The organism is Stenotrophomonas sp. FR010 (genome assembly GCF_047520755.2).
Classification (GTDB): Bacteria; Pseudomonadota; Gammaproteobacteria; order Xanthomonadales; family Xanthomonadaceae; genus Stenotrophomonas; species Stenotrophomonas sepilia.
In genome coordinates this window covers 401,272-419,817 of sequence record NZ_JAXBQT020000001.1, presented here as the reverse complement: position 1 = coordinate 419,817, position 18,546 = coordinate 401,272, and the positions used below count along the sequence as shown (strand labels likewise).

Genomic DNA, 18,546 nt, shown 5'->3' with positions numbered 1-18,546 from the left:
GTCAAGGTGAAGGCGTGGGCGGAGTGCTGGCCGGCTGAACCATCCAGCGTTCCATCTTGCGGTCAAGCACGTCCAGCGGCATCGAGCCGTCCTTCAGCAGTTCGGCGTGGAAGCGGCGCAGGTCGAAGGCGGCGCCCTGGCGTGCCTTGGCCTTGTCGCGCAGGGCAACGATGGTGGTCAGGCCGGCGACGTTCGACAGCGCCTGGCCGGGCTGGGCCATGATCCGCTCGACTTCGGCGTTGGCATCGTCGCTGCTCATGTCCACGGTCTTCTGCAGGTAGGTGACAGCCTGCTGCTTGCTCCAGCCCTGTGCATTGACGCCGGTGTCGGCCACCACGCGGGCGGCGCGCAGCAGGCGCGAGTACAGGTAGCCGATGCGGTCGTAGGGATCGGTGTAGATGCCCAGGTCCTCGCCCAGCGTTTCGGCGTACAGGCCCCAGCCTTCGACGAAGGCGAGATCGCCACCGAGGCGGCGGAAGCGTGGCAGCTTGGCCAGCTCCTGCTGCAGGCCCAGCTGGACGTGGTGGCCCGGGATCCCTTCATGCAGGTACTGCACAGGCACGTTCCAGCGCTTGCGGCTGGGCAGGTCGCGGGTATTGATGTACAGCACGCCCGGTTGACCGGCCGCCGACGGCTGATAGGCGGCAGCGGCGGCGGTCAGTGCACGTTCCGGTTCCACCGCACGGACTTCCAGCGGTGCCTGCTGCAAGGTATCCAGCACCTGCGGCAGGCGTGCGCTGACCTGCTGCTGCACCTGGCGGTAGCGGTTGATCAGCGCGTTGGCGTCGCCGTACTGGAACTGGCGGTCGTTGCGCATGCTGCGCAGCAGCTTGGTGGGAGAGCCGCGCAGCTTGGCGTCCTTCATCACCGTGGCGATCTGCGCCTGCAGTTCCTGCACGCGCTGTTCGCCCAGCGCATGCAGTTGTGCGGCGGTCTGGTCGCTGGCGGTGGTCTGCACGATCAGGTTGGCGTACCAGGCCTGGCCATCGGGCAATGCGCCCAGGCCGCTGCTGGTGCGTGTGGCCGGCAGGTATTCGGTGGCGATGAAGCCGCGCAGGGCGCGGTAGGCCGGCATGATGCGCAGCTCGATCATGCGCTTGTATTCGGCGCTGATGCGCGCCTTGTCCTCAGCCGGGATGGTGTTCGGCATGGTGCGGATCGGCGACCAGAAAATGCTCTCCTCGGCGGTCGGCTTGATCACCGCATCCAGCTGCGGCAGCACTTTTTCCATCAGGTCGCGTGGTTGCACCACGCCGGCCTTCATGCCCTGGCGCATGTTGTCGATGGCCTGGTCGAACAGCTCGGGAATGCCCAGCGAACGGCGTGACCAGGTGTCGTAGTCCTGGACGGTGTTGAATGGCTGCGCGCCCGCACCGGAGCCGAGGATCGCCATGATGCTGCCGATGTTGTAGTACTGGCTGATCGGCATCATCCAGCTCGGGTAGCGCTCGGCGGCCAGCGATGCGCGCGCGTCGCGCACGAAGATCTCGTAGCTGAGCAGGTCCTGGCCCTGCAGGCCGTCACTGCCGAGCTTCTCGACCTTGCCCAGCCATTGCGTGGTGAAGTCGTGCGACTGTTGGCGCCAGGCGGCGGACAGGATGTTGGGCAGCTGGTCGTTGTAGCGGGCCTCGCCCTGGAAGGTCGCCTGCAGCGGATTCAACCGCATCGAGGCATCCCAGTATTCGTCGTACAGGCGCTCCAGCTGCACCTGCTTGGGTACGGCCCGGGCTGGGGCGACCGGGCGGGGCGCGGCGCGGCGCGCCGAACTGCCACGCGCCGGCGCGGTGGCGCGGGCGGGCCTGGCCTTGGGCTTGGCAGCCTGGCGGGTCTGCGCAGCGGCAGGGCGGCTGGCCTTTTTCTTCGCTGCTTCGGCCGACGGCATGGCACTGAACAGGAACAACGCGGCAATGGCGGCGGCCAGGGCGCGGGTGGGATGCGGCATCAGGAGCTTCCGTGGAACACAGACCGTGGAGCTTGCACGATCCGGCCGCGTACGGCCAGCGTAAAGGCGCAGTCAGCTTTTTGCCGCTGGGGCTTCAGTCAGCCGCGGCCGCGGCGCGCAGGACGGCGGCCCTGTCGGCGCCCAGGTAGCGGGTGATCGCGCGCCGCATCAGGTACAGCAACGGGATCAATGCGATCGCAAAGCCCATCTTGTAGATGTAGTTGACGCTGCTGACGGCCAGGAACAGCGACGTCGGCCAGTGCTGCGGGCCGAGCACGAAGGCGATCCAGATCACCACGAAGCTGTCCACCACCTGGGAGATCGCGGTGGATCCGGTCGCACGCAGCCACACGTGGCGCTCGCCGGTGGCCTGGCGGATGCGATGGAACACGGCCACGTCGATCAGCTGGCCGAGCAGGAAGGCCACCAGCGAACCGGCGATGGTCCACATGCCCTGGCCGAACACCGCTGCGAATGCCGCTTGGTAGTCCGGCACGCCGTGGCCGTCCATCGAGGTGACCCACCAGCTGGCCGGCGCCAGCGAGATCGCTGCGAAGGCGAACAGGAAGCCATAGGCGATCAGCACCACGGCCAACCACGAGATGAAGCGCACGCCGCGCTTGCCGAAAAACTCGTTGATCGTGTCGGTCATGATGAACACCACCGGCCACAGCAGGGTACCGGCGGTGAAGCTGAGCGAACCGGTCTGGCCAAACAGGTTCCAGTTCAGCGGATCAATGCCGAGGGTGTCTTCCAGCGCGAAGATCTTCACCCCGATCAGTTCGGCCAGCACGGCGTTGCCGCAGAAGAACGCGGCCAGCACGATGAACAGCAGGACCGCGCGGTCCTGCAGCGGGCGCTCGATTGGCGCCGCGGTGGTCATTCGCTGCGTTCGCCTGCGCGCGTGAACGGAACGCTGGACGGTGCGACGGCACCGCCGGAAATGATGAAGCTCATGGCCTGGTCGACGGTCCAGTCGGTCGGGGTCAGCAGCTCCACCGGCACGATCTCCAGGTAACCCGAGGTCGGGTTCGGTGTGGTTGGCACGTACACCGCGGCCAGTTCACGGTCGGTGCCGTGTTCCTTGATCACGCGGGTGACCAGCCCGACCGACTTCATGTCGCGGTGCGGGAAATCGATCAGCACCACGCGCTGGGTGCTGCCCGGCTCGGTCTGCAGCATGTCCAGCAGCTTCTTGGCGCTGTCGTAGATGATGCTGGCCAGCGGAATGCGCTTGATCACCGCGCCGACCCAGCGCAGCAGGCGCTGGCCGAGCACGCGGCGGCTGGCCACGCCCACCGCCAGGATCACCAGCAGGGTGGCCAGCAGGGCGATGGTGTTCTGGATCCACTCGGCACGGACCCAACCGAGGTAATGCGGGAAGCTTGTCGCGATCTGCTCGGAAAGCGGCACCACCAATGGGCTGGAAATGCCCGAAAGCAGCACGAACACGAACTTGACCACGACCCAGGTCAGCCAGATCGGCAGCAGGGTCAGCAGGCCGGTCAGGAACAGGCGCTGCAGGGAGGGGCGGGGGACCAGGGCGGGGGCTTCGAGCGACATGCGCGCATTGTAGCGGCCACGGCCGGTCGATTACGCTGGGGGATCGACTGCGGCAACGATGCATGGAAGGGAAGCTGTGTTGAAGATTCTGCGCGGACTGGGCTGGGCCCTAGCAGGACTGCTGGTGCTGGCCATCGTGGTGTGGTGCGCCTCGCGCATGTGGCCGGTGCCGGAATCACGGCTGCAGGCCCAGCAGCGGTTGCAGGCCCGCCTGCCCGCTGATGGCCGCAACGGCTTTGCGCTGCTGTGGACACTCGCGTTCGACGATCTCGACCCGGACCAGCGCGATCAGGCGTTGGCCCGGGATGTACAGCGCTGGGAGGCGGATCCGCGCGGCAATGGCGGCGCCCGTCCGCAGCTGGCAGAAGACCACGTCGAGCTGCATTCACGGCCTTCGGCCAGCTGCGGACCGACCGCCAGTGACTGCCTCGGCCAGGTGCGTGCGGACCCGCAGCGCTTCGTCGATGCCCACGCTGGCCACCAGCAGCTGCATGCGCGCCTGGACCAGCTGGCCGATGCGGATCACTTCGTGTCGCCGTTCCGGCCAAAAGGGGAGGGCATCCTGGTGCCGATGCCGGCCTATGGTTTGGTGATCGACGCCACCAGCGCACGCGCGCTGGCGTATGTGCAGGGTGATATCGACGGTGCACTGCGTGGCAGTTGCCGGGGGCTGCAGCTGGGCCGCCGGCTGGTGACGGGCGGCAGCTACCTGGTGGAGAGCATCATCGGTGCCAGCCTGGTGCAGGCCAATGCCCAGCTGCTGGCCGACATGCTGGTCGAACTGCCGGCCGACCAACCGCTGCCAGCGGAATGCGAGCAGGCGATGAAGCCGATGCGGGCCGCCGAACAGAGCCTGTGCCGTGCGATGCAGGGCGAGTATGCGATGAGCAGGGCTGCGATCGAAACCTCGGCGCAGGAGTTCGGTGGCGTGCTGGTACTCGATCGCAGCAGCACCCTGGCGCGAGTGGCGGGCAACCTGGGCTGGGCCTGTGGCGCGGCGGCGATGACCGCGCTGGAGGCGGATCGTCCGCTGCCGGTACCGGCACCGCCGCAGCATGACTTCGGCTGCCTGTCGAACGTCATGGGGTGCGTGCTGGCCGATATCGCGGGCCCGGCCTATCCCGCCTATTCGTCACGGCCCCAGGATGCCGCCGCGATGGTGCGGCTGATCGGTGCGCAACGCTGGCTGCGACAGCAGGCCGAGGACCCTGTGGATGCGCTGAAGCGCTTGCCTGCCCAGTTCCGCTCGCAGGTGCGGACACCGCAGTTGTCGGCCGATGGCCGCCGCCTGCAGGTACCGCGGCGCTCAGCGCCGCGCAGCACCGACGAGAGCCCATGGTTGTCGGTATCGCTGGTGGCAGGGGACGCCCCGGCCGCCGCCGCGCGCGACTGAGCAGCGGCGGCCAGTGCGCGCTGTCCCCGTCATCCTCGCGGCTGCCTTCGCTCCGCAGGTGCACACGCGCATACGGGCGCATCGGAGCCTCCCTGGCAGGGCAGCAGAGGACAGCGCCCGCGCCGGATCAGCGCGCGTGTGGCTTCAACCGCAGATAGACCTGCTTGCGCACCTGGGCGACCACCTCGCCGCTGTCGTCGACGACGTCGTTGCTGAACCAGCGCAGCACCTTCTCGCCGCCCGCTGCTTCGGCACGCAGTTCGGACAGCAGCGCATCGTCGATGCGGAACGAGGTGCGCACCGTGCCCCGGCCAGGCTTGAGGAAATCGATCGCACCGGCCCGGTCCCACACGTAGTAGTCACGGCCGAGGATGTGCAGCAGGCCCAGCATCCAGAACGGGTCGGTCATCGCGAACAGGCTGCCGCCGAAATGCGTGCCGACGTAGTTGCGGTTCCACGGCCGCAGCCGCAGCTCGACGTCGATCTGCCGGTAATCGGGCGTGATGCGGGTGACATGGATGCCGGTGAACAGGAACGGTGGCCACAGGTTGATGCCGAAGCGGAACAGGCGGGCGTTCATGCGGGTCCGGGGGCGCGAGGCGAGGCGCCCAGTCTAACCATTCGCATGCGTATGTTGCACCCCGGGCGTGTGTCCTACGGCGGCGTGCATGTCCTGCCTCATGGGCCGTCGATCATGTATCCGTCGCGGCCGTTGGCCTTGGCCTGATAAAGGGCGGTGTCGGCGCCTTCCACGAAATGGTGGGGCTGCAGTTCGCCGTCGGGCACGCGGGTGAATACGCCGATGGTGAGCGTGACGGTATCGTCGCTGCCATCGCCCGGCGCCGGCAAGGCGCGCACGCAGGCAATCAGGTCCTCAATCACCTGGCGTGCGCCCTCGGCCGGTGTATCCGGCAGCACCAGCGCGAATTCGTCGCCACCGTAGCGTGCCGCCATGTCGCGCGGGCGGCGCGCATGGGCGCCGATCAGGCGGGCGACATCACGCAGCACGCGGTCGCCGACCTGGTGCCCGTGGCGATCGTTATGGCGCTTGAAGTGGTCGACGTCGATCAACGCCAGGCTCAATGGCTTGCCGCTGCGCCGCGCTGCATCGCATTCCTGCTGCAGCGACTGCTCGAAGCGGAGGCGGTTGCCCAGGCCGGTAAGGGCGTCGCGGTTGGCCTGGCGGTGCCAGGCCGAGATCCGCCACACCGCCCAGACCAGCAGTGCCAGCGTCACGCCCAGCATCGCGCTGGCCGGCGCCCACCACAGGTCACTCGTGCGCAGCAGCAGCCAGCTCAGCAGGGCAGGCATCGGCAACGAACACAGCGCGACCAGCCAGGGCAGGCGCAGGCCGAGCAGGATCACGCACAGCGCCACCAGCACACCGCTGATGGCGTGCTGCCAGGCATGCGGTAGAACATCGATCTGCCTGTGCTGCAGCAGCATCGAGGTGATGTTGGCCTGGTACTCGCTGCCGCTCATCCAGAACTCGCGGGTGGTCGGGGTCAGCAGGCGGGGCGCAATGCCGCTGGCCGTCATGCCAACTACGATGCGGCGGCCATGCAGCATCGCCATGTCCACGTGGCCATCGAGAACGTCCGCATAGGACACCTGCGGCAGCCGCTCGGGGGGGCCGGTGTAGCGCACGCGAACGTAATCGTCGCGACGCCATTGATAGGGCGAGCCCAGTTCCGGGTCGGGATCGGGCAGGCCGCGTACGGCACCGGCAGGCAGGTCGGCCAGTGCCAGGCCCAGTGCCGGCCAGTGCGGCTGGCCGATACCTGCATGCAGATAGACGCCACGGGCGACGCCGTCGCCATCCACCTCGACATCGGTGTGGCCGATGGCGGCAGCACTGGCAGTGATCTGTGGGATCGGCAGCATCTCCTCGGCCATGCGGTCGCCGGCCGCCGGTGCGGCCAGCACCGGCAGCACCACCCGGCCATTGCGTCGGATGGCGGCCGCCAGTTGATCATCCTGTCGGCTGTCACGGCGATCCGGTTCGGACAGCATCAGGTCCAGCGCAACGCGTTCGGCGCCGGCATCGGTCAGGCGGTCAAGCAGGCGTGCATGCACCGAGCGGGGCCAGGGCCACTGGCCGATGCGCTGCAGGCTGCCTTCGTCGATGGCGACGATCAGCACGCTGGGATCGGGGCGGTAATCCCAGTTGCCGACCAACGCGTCATAGGCCGCCTCGTCCTGCCGCCACAGCCACTGTCCCTGGCTGGCCACGATGGTCAGCACGCCGGCCAGCAGGGCCAGCAGGATCCGCTTCGACCATGGCAGCGGCGAGCGCCTCACAACAACAACCAGAGCAGCAGGGCACCGCCACCCGCGCCGTAGCACAGGCGGCACGGCAGCGGGACCTGCTGGGCAGGCGAGAACGCGCTGGCGTGGCCGTCATCGTCGATGTACTGCACGCGTACATGCAGGGTGCCGCTCCACGGGCGCTTGAAGCTCACCTGCGGCTGGTCCACGGTTTCGTCGACCAGCGGTGCCTTGAAGTCGCCGCGGCGATCCACCTGCACCCGGTAGCGCTGGCCCTCGCTGCCGGCCTGCCAGCGCAGCGTCAGCTCGCCGTGTGCGGCCTCGGGTGGTTGCAGGGCCGGGTCCATCGGTTCATTGCTCAGCTGCAGCGGCAACGCCTGGCCATAGCGGCCCTGTCGGCCTTCGCCATCGCGCGAGGCCACCCGCCAGTAGTACTGGCCGGGCGGCAGCGGTTGCGCCAGGCGCAGGTCGGTCGCATGGGTGGCCTGCTCCTGCAGGGGCTGCAGGAAGCTGGGTTCGGTGGCGATCTGCAGGACGCTGCTGCGCGCACCGGGGGCCTGGCTCCAGCGGAAACGCGGGCGGTCGCTGTTGATCGTCTGCCCATGCAGCGGCGATACGGTCAGCGGCGGTGGTGGCTGGTCACCGAGCTCGAAATCGGCGCTGGCATCCAGGCCTTCGACCCCCTGGGCGTCGACCGCGCGCAACAGGATGCGCAGTTGGCCAGGCGGCAGATCGCCGATCGCCAGCCGGGTGTCGGCGGTGGTGGCGGCGAACAGCAGGATCTCCGGCGTTGCCGCCTGCACCACTTCCACCCGGTAATGATCGGCGCCATTGACCGGTTCCCAGGCAAGCACGGTCGGCAGCGGCGCCAGGCGCAGCGCGTCATTGCGCAGCGCCGGCGCCGGCAGCAGTGCGGAGACCGCAGCGGGCGCCGCATCGGCACTGCTGCTGCGGGTCGCCTCGCCCGGCCGGACCAGCCGCTGGCCATGGGAGTTGCCGACCTGCACCTTGCCCTGCAGGACCTCGGTGGCACCGACGTGCCCGTTATCCCCGGCGCTGACCCGGAACACCGTGCCGCGCACGCTGCTGGTCGCGGTGGGCGCATCGATGATGTAGCGCGAGGCGGGGCCGCGCGCCGGCGTCACCCGGTTGCTGGCTCGCCCCTGCTGCAGGCGCAGTCGGGTGTCGACCATGCCGGTGTGGCCGTAACGGCTCAGCTGGTCCAGGCGCAGGCGCGAGTACTCGCGCAGCTGCAGGCGCGAGGCATCGGCGAATTCCAGGGTGATGCTGGAATCGCCTTCGGTCTCCACGGTGTCACCGATATGCAGCTGTTCGCCGGCCTGGAGCGCGCGGGTCGCCGTGCCATCGGCGCCTGCCAGCGCGACCTTGCCGCGCACGGACAGCACCCGGGCCGGCGCCGGTTCGGTGCGCAGCCAGCTGATCGGGAAGCGCAGCAGCTGGCCCGGCGGCAACTGGTAGGGGTTGTCGATGCGGTTGTGCTGCTGCAGCTGCTGCCAGCGTACCGAGGGCTTCAGGTAGAGCCCGCCCAGGTCCCACAGGGTATCGCCGGGCCGGACCCGGTAGTTCCAGTCCTGGGCGCCGGCAATGGCGGGCATCAGGAAGAGGGCGCAGAGCAGAGCGCCCCTTAAATGCATGGCGAACGACAGAGAGCGGACGACGGTCACAGTTTGCAATCCCGGCAATGCGGGGGTGCAGCTGCAAGACCCCATGGCCCCGACCTCATCCCCCCGAACGGATCGTGGCGACCGCGTGGCCACCAGCGCGGGCATTATTGCCCGCGTTCAGTGCAGGGATTCTGAACGGAGCGGGTTCCCGTTCAGAACAGCAGCGACGCCATCCTGCGGCGGTACTGGCCGACCAGATCCTCGTCGGAGATCACATTGAAGGCGTCGATCAGCGCCTTGCGCGGCAGGCCCTCCTCGAATCCGCGGTCGATCCGCAGCATTTCCAGGAACTGGGCCAGCGCGGCCTCGTCATGACCGCCGAGCAGCAGTTGCACGCCGCGCAGGTGGCGGGCCTTGAGGTCCTTGCCGTCAGCGGCGATGCGTGCGTCCAGTACCTCGGCGGCCGGTGCATCCTTCAGCGCGGCGGCGAAGGCCAGGCGGGCGCGGGCACGCACGGCGCGGTCGTCGGTGGCCAGGTTGGCAGGCAGGCCGTCGATCAGGGTGCCTGCCTCGTCCACGCCACCGATCTGCAGCAGGGCCAGGGCCAGGTCGAGCTTCAGTTCATCCTTGTCCGGCTCGGCGGCGATCTGCGCACGCAGCACATCGACCTGCGCCTGCGGATCCAGCGGGGTGTCATCTTCGGGGACAGCATCGCCCACATCGGCCGGTACGATGCCGTGCTGGGCCAGGAACTCACGCAGCTGGCCTTCCGGAATGGCGCCGGGGAAGCCGTCCACCAGCTGGCCGCCCTTGACCAGGAACACGGTCGGCACCGAGCGGATCTGGAAGGCCGCAGCGATCTGCTGTTCCTTGTCGACATCGACCTTGGCCAGCTCGAACGCACCGTTGTACTCGGCAGCCAGCTTTTCCAGCATCGGGCCGAGGGTCTTGCACGGCCCGCACCAGGTGGCCCAGAAGTCGACCAGCACCGGCGTCTGCAGCGACTTCTGCAGGACTTCGGCCTCGAAGGTCGCAGTGGTGGCGTCGAATACGTAGGTCGTCTCGGTCATGGGGAAAGCATCGCTTGGCATCTGGAGACCGATTCTATGGTGACGATCGATGTCCGTCTCAACCCTGCCATCACATTGCGCGCGACGGCCTCGGGGGCGTGGCACGCAGTACAGCTCGTGGATCGCCCGCTTTCCGCAGCTGACCGGCGTAGTGGTCGAGGTGCGCCGGAAGTACCCGGCCTCGGCCGCGTGCTTGGCGCACCGCGTCGCTGCCGCGACAATGCGCTGATCCATTCTTTTCCGGGTGACTGCGCGCAATGTCCATGGTCCGGCTTGATCGTTGGTTGGGACTGCTTGCCGCAGTCGTGTTCGTCCTGGCTGTGTCTGGCTTCGGTGCCGGCCTGGAGGGTTATGCACAGGCCCGCCACCCGGTGGCGCTGCTGGGTGCGCGGGGTGTACCGCATGCGCTGGCCTTCAATCTGCTTGGCTTCGTGCTGCCCGGCGTGCTCGCCGCGGTGGTGGCTGAGCGCCTGCGCCGCAGCCTGCCCGCCACTGCCGGCTGGGCACCGAGGGTCGGCAGCCAGATGCTGCTGCTGGCTGGCCTGGGCTTTGCCGCGATGGGCTTGCTGCCGCTGGACGTGGACGATCTGCATGGGCCGGACAGCCAGCTGCATGCCAGTGCCTGGATGATCTGGGTGCTGGGCTTCGTCGCCGGGACCCTGTTGCTGGGCACGACACAGCTGCGTCAGGCGCATGGCCGCGCCCTGGGCGCCCTGGCCCTGGGCTGCGGCGTGCTGGCTGCGGTGGCCGCGTTTGCCCTGCAGGGCGTGCTGCCGGCGCCGCTGGCACAACGGCTGGCGTTTGCCTGCTGGGTGGCCTGGCTGGCCACCGCACTGCCGCTGTCGCGCCAACGCTGAGACGGCTCCCGGGGCATCGCGGCGCCCACCCCCAGCGGGCAGGATTGGAGACGTTTGCCGCACTGCGGTACGCTGTACCGCTTTGCCGCCGCATCCGCGTGTTCCATGACCAGCGCTGAAACCAACGCCTACGACCCGCAGCAGGTTGAATCCGCCGCCCAGCAGTACTGGGACGCCACCCGTGCCTTCGAGGTCGACGAGACCTCGGACAAGCCGAAGTACTACTGCCTGTCGATGCTTCCGTACCCGTCCGGTGCGCTGCACATGGGCCACGTGCGCAATTACACGATTGGCGACGTGATCAGCCGCTACAAGCGCATGACCGGCCACAACGTGCTGCAGCCGATGGGCTGGGACGCGTTCGGCCTGCCGGCGGAAAACGCCGCGATCAAGAACAAGACCGCGCCGGCGGCGTGGACCTACAAGAACATTGACCACATGCGCAGCCAGCTGAAATCGCTGGGCTATGCCATCGACTGGTCGCGCGAGTTCGCCACCTGCCGTCCGGACTATTACGTCCACGAGCAGCGCATGTTCACCCGCCTGATGCGCAAGGGCCTGGCCTATCGCCGCAACGCGGTGGTGAACTGGGACCCGGTCGACCAGACCGTGCTGGCCAACGAGCAGGTCATCGACGGCCGCGGCTGGCGCTCCGGTGCGCTGGTGGAGAAGCGTGAGATCCCGCAGTGGTTCCTGCGCATCACCGACTACGCCCAGGAACTGCTGGATGGCCTGGACGAGCTGGATGGCTGGCCGGAATCGGTCAAGACCATGCAACGCAACTGGATCGGCCGCTCGGAGGGCCTGGAAATCCAGTTCGACGTGCGCGACGTCGATGGTGGCGTGCTGGATCCGCTGCGCGTGTTCACCACCCGCCCGGACACGGTGATGGGCGTGACCTTCGTGTCGATCGCCGCCGAACACCCGCTGGCGCTGCACGCAGCGAAGAACAACCCGGAACTGGCCGCGATGCTGGCCGACCTGAAGCAGGGCGGTGTATCCGAGGCTGAACTGGAAACCCAGGAAAAGCGCGGCATGGATACCGGCCTGCGCGCGCTGCATCCTGTCACCGGCGAACCGGTGCCGGTGTGGGTCGCCAACTTCGTGCTGATGGGCTACGGCACCGGCGCGGTGATGGCCGTTCCGGGCCATGATCAGCGCGACAACGAAGTGGCCAACAAGTACGGCCTGCCGATCAAGCAGGTGATCGCGCTGAAGGATGCGCGCACCGACGAAGAGCGCAACTGGGACGGTAGCCGCTGGCAGGACTGGTACAGCGACAAGAGCCGTGCGTTCGAGCTGGTGAACTCGGCCGAGTTCGACGGCCTGGATTTCCAGGGGGCCTTCGAAGCCCTGGCCGAACGTTTCGAGCGCAAGGCCCAGGGCCAGCGCCGCGTCAACTACCGCCTGCGCGACTGGGGCGTGAGCCGCCAGCGCTACTGGGGCTGCCCGATTCCGGTGATCTACTGCGACAAGTGCGGTGCGGTGCCGGTGCCGGAGGAGCAGCTGCCGGTGGTACTGCCGGAGGACGTGGCGTTCTCCGGGACCGGTTCGCCGATCAAGACCGACCCGGAATGGCGCAAGACCACCTGCCCGGAATGCGGTGGCGCCGCCGAGCGCGAGACCGACACCTTCGACACCTTCATGGAGTCGAGCTGGTACTACGCCCGCTACACCTCGCCGGGTGCCCGTGACGCTGTCGACAAGCGCGGCAACTACTGGCTGCCGGTCGATCAGTACATCGGTGGCATCGAGCACGCGATCCTGCACCTGATGTATTTCCGCTTCTATCACAAGCTGCTGCGCGACGCGCGGATGGTGGACAGCAACGAGCCGGCGCGCAACCTGCTGTGCCAGGGCATGGTGATCGCCGAGACCTACTACCGCCCGAATCCGGACGGTTCGAAGGACTGGATCAACCCGGCCGATGTGGAAGTGCAGCGTGACGAGCGCGGCCGCATCACCGGCGCCACCCTGATCGCCGACGGCCAGCCGGTGGTGGTCGGTGGCACCGAGAAGATGTCCAAGTCGAAGAACAACGGCGTGGACCCGCAGGCGATGGTCGGCAAGTACGGCGCCGACACCGTGCGCCTGTTCTCGATGTTCGCCGCGCCGCCGGAGCAGTCGCTGGAGTGGAACGAGGCCGGTGTGGACGGCATGGCGCGCTTCTTGCGCCGCCTGTGGGCCCAGGTGCAGAAGCATGCTGCCGACGGTGCCGCCCCGGCGCTGGACGTTGCAGCACTGGATGCCAACCAGAAGGCGCTGCGCCGCAAGACCCATGAAACCATCGGCAAGGTCGGTGACGACTACGGCCGCCGCCACAGCTTCAATACCGCCATCGCAGCGGTGATGGAGCTGATGAACGCGCTGGCCAGGTTCGAGGACGACAGCGAGCAGGGCCGCGCGGTGCGCCAGGAAGCGCTGCAGGCCGTCGTGCTGCTGCTGAACCCGATCACGCCGCATGCCAGCCACGCCCTCTGGCAGGTGCTGGGCCATGGCGAGACGCTGCTGGAAGACCAGCCGTTCCCGCAGGCCGACAGCAGTGCGCTGGTACGCGATGCGCTGACCCTGGCGGTGCAGGTCAACGGCAAGCTGCGCGGCACCATCGAGGTGGCGGCCGATGCCGCGCGCGAGCAGGTCGAGGCGCTGGCGCTGGCCGAGCCCAACGCGGCCAGGTTCATGGAAGGCCTGACGGTGCGCAAGATCATCATCGTCCCGGGCAAGATCGTGAACATCGTCGCCGCCTGATGTACCTCGCACCGGCCACCCGCGCGGTGGCCGGTGCCTTTCCAGAAGCAGGGCCGGGTGCTTGATGGCCCTGCATTCACGCGGCTTCGGGCACGCTGTGTGTTGCCGTGATCGCCCGGCTCCGCCAGACTGTCTCCATGACCCGAATCCTGCTTGCCCTCGTTCTTGTCCTCGGCCTTGCCGGCTGCGGCTTCCATCTGCGCAACAAGCTGATGCTGCCGACCGACACCGCCCCGGTGAAGGTGGTCTCCACCGCCCCGTACAGTGAACTGGTCAAGCTGCTCAATCGCAGCCTGCTGGCCTCCGGTGCCAGGCTGGCCGATGAGGACAGCAAGGAACCCAGTACCCAGCTGCAGGTGTTGTCCGAGCGCTGGGGTGACCTCCCGATCGCCATCGACTCGCAGGGTCGTGCGCAGGAGTACAGCCTGCGCTATGCGGTGATCTTCATCTTCCGCCGCGAGGATGGAAGCGAACTGGTGCCGCAGCAGGTGATCGAACTGTCACGCGACTACGTGTCGCCGCCGACCGACGCCACCGGCACCACCACCGAACGCGAAATCCTGGCCACGGAGCTGCGCCGGGAAATGTCTGCCTCGATCATCCGCCGTATCGACAGCGTGGTCCGCGCCGAGATCGAGAAGGGGGGCAGCCTGTCCGCGCCGAAGGCCAAGCCGATCGAGGGCGCGGTGCCGGCAGAGCCGGCCGCCGCCGTCAAGCACTGAGCGGCAGCGACGATGGAACTGCGTCCGGAGCAGCTGGCCAGCCAGGGCGCTGACACCGCGTTGGCGCCGGTATACCTGATCGCAGGCCCGGAAACACTACGCGTGCTGGAGGCCGCAGATGCCATCCGCGCGCGTGCGCGCGCCTCGGGCATCGGCGAACGCGAAGTGTTCGACGCCGACGGGCGTGATTTCGACTGGAACCAGCTTGACGCCAGTTTCAATGCGCCCAGCCTGTTCAGCGCCCGCCGCCTGGTCGAGGTGCGCCTGCCCAGCGGCAAGCCGGGCAAGGAGGGCGCCGAGGTGATCAGCCAGTTCTGCGCCAACCCGGCGCCGGACGTGGTGTTGATGATCACCGCCAATGAATGGAGCAAGGCCCACCAGGGCAAGTGGGCCGAGGCGGTCAGCCGCATCGGCGTGCTGTCGGTGGCATGGGCGATCAAGCCGCACGAACTGCCGGACTGGATCGAGCGCCGCCTGCGCGGCAAGGGCCTGCGTGCCGACCCGGCTGCCGTGCAGCGCCTGGCCGAGCGGGTGGAGGGCAACCTGCTGGCCGCCGCCCAGGAAATCGACAAGCTGGCGCTGTTGGCCGACGGCCAGCCGTTGGATGTGGAACGGATGGAGTCGCTGGTGGCTGACGCTGCCCGCTACGACGTGTTCCGCTTGGTGGAGGCGACGTTCTCCGGCCAGCCGCCGGCGGTGCTGCGCATGCTGGCCGGCCTGCGCGGTGAAGGGGAGGCGGTGGCCGCATTGATGCCGATCGTGATCCGCGAACTGCTGGCGGGCGCAGGCCTGGCCCGCGTGCAGGCGCGTGGTGGCAACCTGGCCGCTGAAATGAAATCGCGCGGCATCTGGGAATCGCGGCAGGCGCCTTACAAGCGCGCGCTGCAGCGGCACCCGGAAGGCAAGCGCTGGGAGCGCTTCGTGGCCGAGGCGGGGCTGGTCGACCGCATTGCCAAGGGGCGCGCTGACGGCGACGCCTGGCTGGCGCTGGAACGCCTGCTGGTGGCCGTGGCCGAACCGCGTGCCGTGCGCCTGCTGGCGCGGGCCTGAGTGATGAGCCTGCGGATCTACTACGGGGGCACCTTCGATCCGGTGCACCTCGGGCACCTGGCGATCGCGCGTGCGGCCCGTGATGAACTGCAGGTCGCCGTGCGCATGCTGCCGGCCGCCGATCCGCCGCACCGCGCGGTGCCCGGTGCCACCGCTGAGCAGCGCTGCACGATGTTGTCGCTGGCCATCGGCGACGAGCCGGGGCTGCTGCTGGACCGTCGCGAACTGGATCGTGCCACCCGCTGCCCCGGTCGCCCGTCGTACACCGTCGACACCCTGCGCGAGCTGCGTGGCGAGCTGGGTCCGAGCCGGCCGCTGGCCTGGCTGGTGGGCGCCGACAGCCTGCTGGGGCTGTCCGGCTGGCACGAATGGGAGGCCCTGTTCGATCTGGCCCACTTCGTGGTGGCCGAACGGCCGGGCAGTCCGTTGCAGGCGTCGATCGATGGCGAGCTGGGGCGCGCCCTGCAAGGGCGCTGGGCCGACAATGAGCAGGCGCTGTTCGCCAGCCCGGCCGGGCGCATCCTGCGCCTGCACCATCCACTGCGCGAGGAATCGGCCAGCGCCGTGCGCTCGCAGATTGCCGCTGGCGGTCCCTGGCGCGCACTGCTGCCACCGGCCGTGGCCGACTATGTCGCTGCACACGGGCTGTACCGCCCGGGCACGGCGTGAATGGCGCGGCCGCGCCATCCCCGTATAATCGCCCCCACGTTTATCGAGTCGATCCACTTTGAGCAACCAGACCCAGCCCCAGACCATCAAGGTCGATCTGCCCAGCCCGCCGCCGTCCGTGCCGGAACTGCTGGCCAGCGTCCGCCAAGCCACCGAAGACCTGAAGGCCAAGGACCTGGTCGAGATCGACGTGCGCGGCCGGTCCAGCGTTGCCGACTACATGATCGTCGTTTCGGGCACTTCGACCCGTCACGTCAAGTCGATTGCCGATGAAGTCGTGCGCTTTGCCAAGAACCTCGACGTGATGCCGCTGGGTGTTGAAGGCGAGCGCGAAGCGGAGTGGGTGCTGGTCGATCTGGGCGACGTGATCGTCCACGTGATGCTGCCGCGCGTGCGTGAGTTCTACGCGCTCGAGCGCCTGTGGACCGTCGGCGACCAGCCGCCGTCCAGCGACGACGAAGTGGCCTGAGCCACACGATGATGCATCCCTTCGACGGCGCCGATGGCGCCGTCGACGTTTTGGAGGACCGCTGATGAAAGCCCGCCTGATCGCCACCGGTGAACGCGCCCCCAGCTGGGTCGCGCAGGGCTTCGCCGAGTACCAGAAGCGGCTGTCGCATTGGCTGCCGTTCGAGCTGGTGGAAATCGAACCCGGCCTGCGCGGCAAGGGGCGCGATCCGCGCCGTGCCACCGAGGATGAAGGCAAGCGGGTCATCGCCGCGCTGCCGAAGAACGCTTACGTGGTGGCACTGGACGTGCCGGGGCGGCAGTTGAGTTCCGAGCAGCTGGCGCAGCGCCTGGAGCATTGGCGCGGGCAGGGCCGGGACCTGGCGTTCCTGATCGGTGGCCCGGAAGGGCATTCGCCAGAGGTCTCCGCGCTGGCCGACGAAAAGTGGTCGATCGGACCGCTGACGCTGCCGCACATGCTGGTGCGTCTGGTGGTGGCCGAGCAGCTGTATCGGGCTGCCGCAATGATTGCCAATCACCCCTACCATCGCGCGTGAAGAGTGGTTATACTAGTCGTCTGCCCGAATAGCTCAGCCGGTTAGAGCACTTGACTGTTAATCAGGGGGTCGTTGGTTCGAGTCCAACTTCGGGCGCCACCTTGCAAAACCTGCATCGCGAGATGCAGGTTTTTTTTTGCCGTGTTGTGGCGGCGAGCCCATGCTCGGCTGCATCCTCCAAGCCGGGCACGCGCTCGGCGCTACAGCGTGATCCGGCCCTTCCAGAACGCTGCCAGCGTGGCGATCGCTACTGCCAGGATCGCGCCGAACAGCGCCCACTCCCAGCGCGTGAAAACCGGCTCGCCGCGCTGGCGCCGGGTCTGCGCAAACAGTACAACGCCGGGCACGTACAGCAGCACGGACAGCAGCAGGTTGTTCAGGCCGCCGGCATACACCAGCCACAGCGCGTAGGCGCTGGCCAGCAGCGCGACCACGAAATCGCGCCAGCGCACGCGTGGCTCACCCGCGTAGGACTGCCCGCGCCAGGCCAGTTGCACGCCGAACGCGGTGGACAGGAAGTAGGGCACCAGGCTCATCGATGCGGCCAGCAGCACCAGGCCGGTGTAGCTGCCCGCATTGAACAGCACCAGCAGCAGGAACAACTGGATCAGCCCGTTGCTCAACCACAACGCATTGGCCGGCACGCCACGCGCATTCTCGCGTCCCAGGAAGGCGGGCATCGTGCCGTCGCCAGCGGCGGCATACAGCACTTCGGCACACAGCAGCACCCAGGCCAGCAGCGCGCCCAGCACCGAAATGATCGAACCGGCGATGATCACCGTCGCGCCCCATTCGCCGACGATGGCGCGCAGCACGTAGGCCATCGACGGGTTGGGCAGCCCGGCCAGTTCGGCCTGCGACAGCACGCCCATCGACAGCAGGCTGACCAGGACCAGCAGCAGCCAGACCCCCAGGAAACCGATCACCGTGGCACGGCCGACGTCGGCACGGCGCGCGGCTCGCCGCGAATAGATGCTGGCGCCTTCGATGCCGATGAACACCCACACGGTGACCAGCATCATGCCGCGCAGTTGCTGGCCGAGGTCGCCGAGCGCAGGCGTGCCGAAGAAGTCGGCGCGGAACACCTCCATGCGGAACGCGCCGGCGGCCAGCACCAGGAACAGTGCGATGGGCAGCAGCTTGGCCACCGTCACCAGACCGTTGACGATGGCGGCGGTGCGCAGGCCGCGCAGCACCAGCAGGTGGACGGTCCACAACAGTACGGACGAAGCGGCCACGGCGGCTGGCGTGTTGCCTTCGCCGAACACCGGCATGAAATGGCCCAGGCCGCTGAAGATCAGCACGAAGAAGCTGGCATTGCCCAGTACCGAAGCAACCCAGTAGCCCCACGCCGCGGAGAAGCCGATGTAGTTGCCGAAGCCTTCGCGTGCGTATGCGTAGATGCCGGTGTCCAGGTCCGGACGGCGGTTGGCCAGGGCCTGGAACACGAAGGCCAGCATCAGCATGCCGGCGCCACTGACGGCCCAGCCGATCATCGCGGCGGCCGGACCGGCACTGCGCGCGACGTTCTGCGGCAGCGAAAAGATACCGGCGCCGACCATCGAGCCGACTACCAGTGCAGTCAACGCCGGCAGGCCGAGGCGTTGCGATGTCGTGGCCATTGAGATCCCCTGC

Annotated in this window: 16 protein-coding genes and 1 tRNA gene; 9 read left to right on the top strand and 8 right to left on the bottom strand. The window is 68.2% G+C overall.

The features are described 5' to 3' along the window. Position 1: 1 nt before the first annotated feature. The 3 genes from ACM0PK_RS01935 to ACM0PK_RS01925 form a co-directional block, all read right to left on the bottom strand. Positions 2 to 1,942, bottom strand: a complete 1,941-nt coding sequence (locus ACM0PK_RS01935) for a DUF885 domain-containing protein (RefSeq protein ID WP_414607030.1) — start codon at positions 1,940 to 1,942, stop codon at positions 2 to 4. A gap of 94 nt (positions 1,943 to 2,036) precedes the next feature. Continuing rightward, positions 2,037 to 2,825, bottom strand: coding sequence for a queuosine precursor transporter (locus tag ACM0PK_RS01930; RefSeq protein WP_414607029.1), 789 nt, complete (start codon positions 2,823 to 2,825; stop codon positions 2,037 to 2,039). Beyond that, entirely contained in the window at positions 2,822 to 3,505 is a 684-nt protein-coding gene (locus tag ACM0PK_RS01925) for a DUF502 domain-containing protein (protein ID WP_005418129.1), read from the bottom strand. The genes ACM0PK_RS01930 and ACM0PK_RS01925 overlap by 4 nt, the downstream gene beginning before the upstream one ends. A gap of 76 nt (positions 3,506 to 3,581) precedes the next feature. Between ACM0PK_RS01925 and ACM0PK_RS01920 the strand changes: the two genes are divergently transcribed. Further along, positions 3,582 to 4,898, top strand: a complete 1,317-nt coding sequence (locus ACM0PK_RS01920) for a hypothetical protein (protein ID WP_032954375.1) — start codon at positions 3,582 to 3,584, stop codon at positions 4,896 to 4,898. A 127-nt stretch (positions 4,899 to 5,025) separates the two neighbouring features. Here the strand turns inward: ACM0PK_RS01920 and ACM0PK_RS01915 are convergent, their stop codons facing one another. From ACM0PK_RS01915 to trxA, 4 genes are all read right to left on the bottom strand, one after another. After that, a complete protein-coding gene (locus ACM0PK_RS01915) occupies positions 5,026 to 5,478 on the bottom strand; it encodes a DUF4442 domain-containing protein (protein WP_111201791.1) in 453 nt (150 codons plus the stop codon). Between the two features lie 98 nt (positions 5,479 to 5,576). Beyond that, complete coding sequence (locus tag ACM0PK_RS01910) at positions 5,577 to 7,199, bottom strand: CHASE2 domain-containing protein (RefSeq protein ID WP_111201792.1); 1,623 nt, start codon at positions 7,197 to 7,199, stop codon at positions 5,577 to 5,579. Then, positions 7,196 to 8,896, bottom strand: coding sequence for a FecR family protein (locus tag ACM0PK_RS01905; protein ID WP_111201793.1), 1,701 nt, complete (start codon positions 8,894 to 8,896; stop codon positions 7,196 to 7,198). The genes ACM0PK_RS01910 and ACM0PK_RS01905 overlap by 4 nt, the downstream gene beginning before the upstream one ends. Before the next feature lie 107 nt (positions 8,897 to 9,003). Then, positions 9,004 to 9,861, bottom strand: a complete 858-nt coding sequence (gene trxA, locus ACM0PK_RS01900) for a thioredoxin (protein ID WP_069139614.1) — start codon at positions 9,859 to 9,861, stop codon at positions 9,004 to 9,006. Positions 9,862 to 10,118: 257 nt separating this feature from the next. On the opposite strand from trxA, the gene ACM0PK_RS01895 reads away from it, so the two are divergent. The 8 genes from ACM0PK_RS01895 to ACM0PK_RS01860 all read left to right on the top strand — a co-directional run bounded on the left by ACM0PK_RS01895 (position 10,119) and on the right by ACM0PK_RS01860 (position 17,010). After that, positions 10,119 to 10,718 carry a DUF998 domain-containing protein gene (locus ACM0PK_RS01895; RefSeq protein WP_111201794.1) on the top strand — a complete coding sequence of 200 codons (600 nt, stop codon included), beginning with the start codon at positions 10,119 to 10,121 and terminating at the stop codon, positions 10,716 to 10,718. Between the two features lie 105 nt (positions 10,719 to 10,823). Then, a complete protein-coding gene (gene leuS, locus ACM0PK_RS01890) occupies positions 10,824 to 13,466 on the top strand; it encodes a leucine--tRNA ligase (RefSeq protein ID WP_005418117.1) in 2,643 nt (880 codons plus the stop codon). A gap of 137 nt (positions 13,467 to 13,603) precedes the next feature. Next, complete coding sequence (locus tag ACM0PK_RS01885; protein WP_005418114.1) at positions 13,604 to 14,188, top strand: LPS-assembly lipoprotein LptE; 585 nt, start codon at positions 13,604 to 13,606, stop codon at positions 14,186 to 14,188. A 12-nt stretch (positions 14,189 to 14,200) separates the two neighbouring features. Beyond that, complete coding sequence (gene holA / locus ACM0PK_RS01880) at positions 14,201 to 15,238, top strand: DNA polymerase III subunit delta (protein WP_049414424.1); 1,038 nt, start codon at positions 14,201 to 14,203, stop codon at positions 15,236 to 15,238. Continuing rightward, positions 15,239 to 15,907, top strand: coding sequence for a nicotinate-nucleotide adenylyltransferase (gene nadD, locus ACM0PK_RS01875; RefSeq protein WP_171955659.1), 669 nt, complete (start codon positions 15,239 to 15,241; stop codon positions 15,905 to 15,907). A 58-nt stretch (positions 15,908 to 15,965) separates the two neighbouring features. Then, positions 15,966 to 16,376, top strand: coding sequence for a ribosome silencing factor (gene rsfS, locus ACM0PK_RS01870; protein ID WP_005410536.1), 411 nt, complete (start codon positions 15,966 to 15,968; stop codon positions 16,374 to 16,376). A 64-nt stretch (positions 16,377 to 16,440) separates the two neighbouring features. Continuing rightward, a complete protein-coding gene (gene rlmH / locus ACM0PK_RS01865; protein WP_005418108.1) occupies positions 16,441 to 16,911 on the top strand; it encodes a 23S rRNA (pseudouridine(1915)-N(3))-methyltransferase RlmH in 471 nt (156 codons plus the stop codon). A 22-nt stretch (positions 16,912 to 16,933) separates the two neighbouring features. Continuing rightward, a tRNA-Asn gene (locus ACM0PK_RS01860) sits at positions 16,934 to 17,010 on the top strand. Positions 17,011 to 17,111: 101 nt separating this feature from the next. Here the strand turns inward: ACM0PK_RS01860 and arcD are convergent. Next, the gene (gene arcD, locus ACM0PK_RS01855; protein ID WP_134972466.1) at positions 17,112 to 18,533 is read right to left on the bottom strand and encodes an arginine-ornithine antiporter; all 1,422 of its coding nucleotides are present in this window, start codon (positions 18,531 to 18,533) and stop codon (positions 17,112 to 17,114) included. Positions 18,534 to 18,546: the final 13 nt, after the last annotated feature.